The sequence below is a fragment of the Lysobacter sp. 1R34A genome, assembly GCF_051217035.1.
Classification (GTDB): Bacteria; Pseudomonadota; Gammaproteobacteria; order Xanthomonadales; family Xanthomonadaceae; genus Lysobacter.
The window spans coordinates 1-4,023 of record NZ_JBPKJP010000177.1 but is presented as its reverse complement, the minus strand read 5'-3'; the positions used below and the strand labels follow the sequence as shown (position 1 = coordinate 4,023).

The 4,023-nt window shown below is 68.9% G+C and carries 4 protein-coding genes, 1 tRNA gene and 1 pseudogene; 5 read left to right on the top strand and 1 reads right to left on the bottom strand.

What is annotated here, in order from left to right; genetic code table 11:
• Nucleotides 1-413, bottom strand: a pseudogene (locus ACSAMQ_RS20160) (hypothetical protein); the annotation flags it as partial.
• A gap of 667 nt (nt 414-1,080) precedes the next feature.
• On the opposite strand from ACSAMQ_RS20160, the gene ACSAMQ_RS20155 reads away from it, so the two are divergent.
• From ACSAMQ_RS20155 to ACSAMQ_RS20135, 5 genes are all read left to right on the top strand, one after another.
• Nucleotides 1,081-1,157, top strand: a tRNA-Arg gene (locus tag ACSAMQ_RS20155).
• A 98-nt stretch (nt 1,158-1,255) separates the two neighbouring features.
• Nucleotides 1,256-2,788 (top strand): L-piperidine-6-carboxylate dehydrogenase, encoded by a 1,533-nt coding sequence (gene amaB, locus ACSAMQ_RS20150; RefSeq protein ID WP_435397366.1) that lies wholly within the window; start codon nt 1,256-1,258, stop codon nt 2,786-2,788.
• A 12-nt stretch (nt 2,789-2,800) separates the two neighbouring features.
• Nucleotides 2,801-3,103, top strand: coding sequence for a hypothetical protein (locus ACSAMQ_RS20145; protein WP_435397365.1), 303 nt, complete (start codon nt 2,801-2,803; stop codon nt 3,101-3,103).
• Between the two features lie 156 nt (nt 3,104-3,259).
• Complete coding sequence (locus ACSAMQ_RS20140) at nt 3,260-3,430, top strand: hypothetical protein (RefSeq protein WP_435397364.1); 171 nt, start codon at nt 3,260-3,262, stop codon at nt 3,428-3,430.
• Nucleotides 3,431-3,649: 219 nt separating this feature from the next.
• Nucleotides 3,650-3,940, top strand: a complete 291-nt coding sequence (locus tag ACSAMQ_RS20135; RefSeq protein WP_435397363.1) for a DUF4190 domain-containing protein — start codon at nt 3,650-3,652, stop codon at nt 3,938-3,940.
• The last annotated feature ends 83 nt before the right edge of the window (nt 3,941-4,023 follow it).

Here is a 4,023-nt window from a genome sequence, read left to right as displayed (position 1 = left end):
CCGATGCCGTTGCCGCCGACCCGCAGATCGGTGGCGCCGCCGCCGATGCCGTCGACGCCCTGGCCGACACCGCCGGGATTGACCGCTTGCGAGCCTTGCCCGCCGACCCAGATCGACAGCGCCGTGCCCGGGGTGACCGCGAGCGTGCCGCGCACTCGTCCGCCGAGACCGCCAGTGCCGCCCGGCGAGTTGGGGCTGCCGCCGATGGTGCCGGCGCCGCTGCGACCGGCGCCGCCCTGGGCGCCACTGAGGTAGACGGTCAGCGAATGCACGCCGGCCGGCACCGTGATGGTCTGTTCGCCACCGGTGAAGCCGAACGCCGCCGGCGTTTCGCCGACGCCGCAGCTCTGCGCCTGCGCCGTGCCGGTCATGCCGAGCCCCGCCAACAACAGCAGGCCGCCTAAACGGGTCATGGCCCCGCGCGCAGCGCGCAAGGCCGGATCGAGGCGCAGGCGCGTACTCGCGCCGGCTCGGAATCGCAACGTCTTCATACCCATCATCTCGCCCCCTAGGCGAACCGCATCGCGGCTGCGCGAAACCCACGCACATGCGGCCGCGCGCACGGCTTGTGCGCCTCGAACGCGGTGCTCCCCTGCAAAGATCGTTCTGAGCCTTACCGCTCGCGGCCTACCCCGAGGCCGGACGAGCGTCCGGCCTCAGCCGGTACTCGGAACACAAACGTCCCTCCCTGGGACGCTTCGTCGGAACAGTTAACGCGTAATGAAGCCCGAACCGGACAACCTAGCGCCTTCAATACTGTGGCAGGCGACACATTAATCCAGAAGACTCGAATTTTCAGTACCGCTGGTCCGACGATCCGCGCGCGAGCTTCACAAGAGCGGCCAAGGCGCGCCGCCCCAGCGGGCTTGCCGAGTCGGGCGCAGCGCCGGACTCGATCGGTCGGCTCATGACCCGGCTCTCGCGAAACCAGGGCCTCCGGCAAATCCGGCTGCGAGCCTCGCGGGCGCCGGCGGATGCGGTCGTGGCCGCGCCACTGCCGCCCCGGGTACAATCCTCCGGCTCGCTGCACTCAGGCGCAGCGCGGTCGTAGAGCAGCCGGCTACACCGTGAAATCGCAACGGCCCCGTAGCTCAGCTGGATAGAGCATCCCCCTCCTAAGGGGAAGGTCACACGTTCGAATCGTGTCGGGGTCGCCAACCATGCAGCGCCGCTCATGCGCGCTGCCGGCGTCCGCGAGGACGCCTCCTTTCCGTCTCGCCGCGCCACGGCGCGACCATCACTTGGAGCTTTCGGTATGACCCACCCCGTTCTCGCCGCCCTGGGACTCAAAGACAACGAGTCCGGCACCTACCTCGGTCATGGCGAATGGTCGACGACCGCCGACGCCGGCGTGCTGGAGCCGATCAACCCCACCGACGGCGAAGCGCTGGCGCGCGTGCAGGCATCCTCGCAGAACGACTACGACACCATCGTTGAGCGCGCTCAGGCCGCCTTCGCGGTATGGCGCACCACCCCGGCGCCGCGCCGCGGCGAAGCGATCCGCCTGTGCGCCGATGCGCTGCGCAAGCACAAGGATGCGCTGGGTTCGCTGGTCGCGCTGGAAATGGGCAAGTCCAAGCCGGAAGGCGACGGCGAAGTGCAGGAGATGATCGACATCGGCGATTTCGCCGTCGGCCTGTCGCGCCAGCTGTACGGCCTGACCATGCATTCCGAGCGCCCGGGCCACCGCATGTACGAGCAGTGGCATCCGCTCGGCCTGGTCGGGGTGATCTCGGCGTTCAACTTCCCGGTCGCGGTGTGGGCCTGGAACTCGTTCATCGCGGCGATCTGCGGCGACATCACCATCTGGAAGCCCTCGCCGAAGACCCCGCTGTCGGCGATCGCCTCGATGAAGATCTGCAACGAAGCGCTGCGCGCGGCCGGCTTCCCGAACATCTTCTTCCTGTTCAACGACGCCGGCACCGAGCTGGCCTCGAACTTCGTCGACGACAAGCGCATCGCACTGGTCAGCTTCACCGGTTCGACCAAGGTCGGCCGCGCGGTCGGCGAGCGCGTCGCGCGCCGCATGGGCCGCTCGCTGCTCGAACTCGGCGGCAACAACGCCATCATCGTCGACGCCAGCGCCGACCTGAAGCTCGCGATTCCGGCGATCGCGTTCGGCGCGGTCGGCACCGCCGGCCAGCGCTGCACCACCACCCGCCGCCTGTTCGTGCACGAGTCGATCCATGACGACGTGCTGGCCAAGCTGGTCGCCGCGTTCAAGCAGGTCGAGAAGAAGATCGGCGACCCGACCGATCCGGCCAACCTGATGGGCCCGCTCAACAGCCGCGATGCGGTGCAGGCTTACCTCGACGCGGTCGAGAAGGCCAAGGCCAGCGGCGGCAAGGTCGAGACCGGCGGCGCGCAGATCGAGCGCAAGGGCAACTTCGTCCTGCCGACCATCATCACCGGCCTGAGCAACGACGCCGAAGTGGTGCAGACCGAGACCTTCGCGCCGATCCTGTACGTGATGAAGTTCAAGACGCTCGAAGAGGCCATCGCCCTGCAGAACGACGTGCCGCAAGGCCTGTCGTCGTCGATCTTCACCGCCAACCTCAAGGCCGCCGAAGCCTTCCTGTCGGCCGCGGGCTCCGATTGCGGCATCGCCAACGTCAACATCGGCACCTCCGGCGCCGAAATCGGCGGCGCGTTCGGCGGCGAGAAGGAAACCGGCGGCGGCCGCGAGTCGGGTTCGGACGCGTGGCGCGCCTACATGCGCCGCCAGACCAACACGATCAACTACTCCGACGCATTGCCGCTGGCGCAGGGCATCAAGTTCGATCTGTAAGCGCGAGCGGCGATGCCGTTCTCCGATCGAACGCAAGGCCCGTTGCCGCCGGGGTTTCCCCTGGCGGCGACGGATGCCGCGGGCCGGCCGATCGACGCCGGCACGCGGGTCCGCATTGCCAGCCTGCCCCACTGGCTGATCCACGACCTGCCCGAATCCGAGGTCGCGCTGTTGCGCCGCTTCGAAGGCCGCTCGCTGCCGGTGCTGCGCATCGACGCTCATGGTTATCTGTGGTTCGGCGAGCAGACGGCGCAGTTCTGCCTGAGGCCGGACGAGGTGACGGTCGAGCCCGACGCTGCGGGCGACGCCGACTGAAGCGCCCCGCCGCGGCGACCATGCGGTCCTGTGATCTCAAGCGCCCCCCTCCCGCACCGACTCGATCGCAGACCGCGACCGATTCGAGATAACCGCCGCGCCACTGCTCCTGGCATGGCTCGCCAGATGGACCGGCGACGCTGAGGGAGAGATCGGGTGGACACACGGAACCGCAGCATCCGCCTGCGCATGCTGGCCTTCGGGGTGATCGGCTTCGCCGCCGCGCTGACCGCGGTGGCCGCGCCGCAATGCGACCATTGCCTGACCCGCCACTACGCCTGCCGCACCGACAACTCTGGCGACACTCAACCCTGCCTGGAGAAATGAGGGTTTTCGACATGGCCAACGGTTGCGCGATGAGCTTTCCGCCGGACTGATCGATTGCGGCGCAGCTACGCCGCGATGAGCCACGCGCAGGCAAGCCGCGGCACCAGCCCCGGCTTGCTTCGTTACGGATGCCGCGTTCGACGCGCTCCGACGGGGAGCCGGACGCGCCGCGCCCGTCGTATCCTGTGGCCCGATCCAATCGCGAAGGAACGTCCCTCCATGCAAACCCCCGTCCGCCAGACCAACGTCCTGGCCATCATCAGCCTGATCGCCGGCATCCTCGGCTGGACCCTGCTGCCGCTGATCGGCAGCCTCGGCGCCATCGTCACCGGTCACATGGCCCGCGGCCAGATCCGCCGCGAGCCCGAACGCTACGACGGCAACGGCCTGGCCATCGGCGGCCTGATCCTCGGCTGGGGTTCGGTGATCATCGCCGTGCTCAGCATCATCGTGATCGTGCTGTTTTTCGGCGGCCTGGCCACCATCGTGGCCCTGAGCGGCCAGCAATAATAGCGATCCGCGCGGTGCGTCCGCGGACGCATCGCGCGCCGCCTCGCCTCCCGGCGGGCGCCCGGTTCCACCGGCCGCCGCCG

Bases quoted from the DNA above. Each gene is read 5' to 3' on its own strand.
- amaB (WP_435397366.1), top strand. From the start codon at position 1,256: ATGACCCACCCCGTTCTCGCCGCCCTGGGACTCAAAGACAACGAGTCC.
- ACSAMQ_RS20135 (WP_435397363.1), top strand. From the start codon at position 3,650: ATGCAAACCCCCGTCCGCCAGACCAACGTCCTGGCCATCATCAGCCTG.
- ACSAMQ_RS20145 (WP_435397365.1), top strand. From the start codon at position 2,801: ATGCCGTTCTCCGATCGAACGCAAGGCCCGTTGCCGCCGGGGTTTCCC.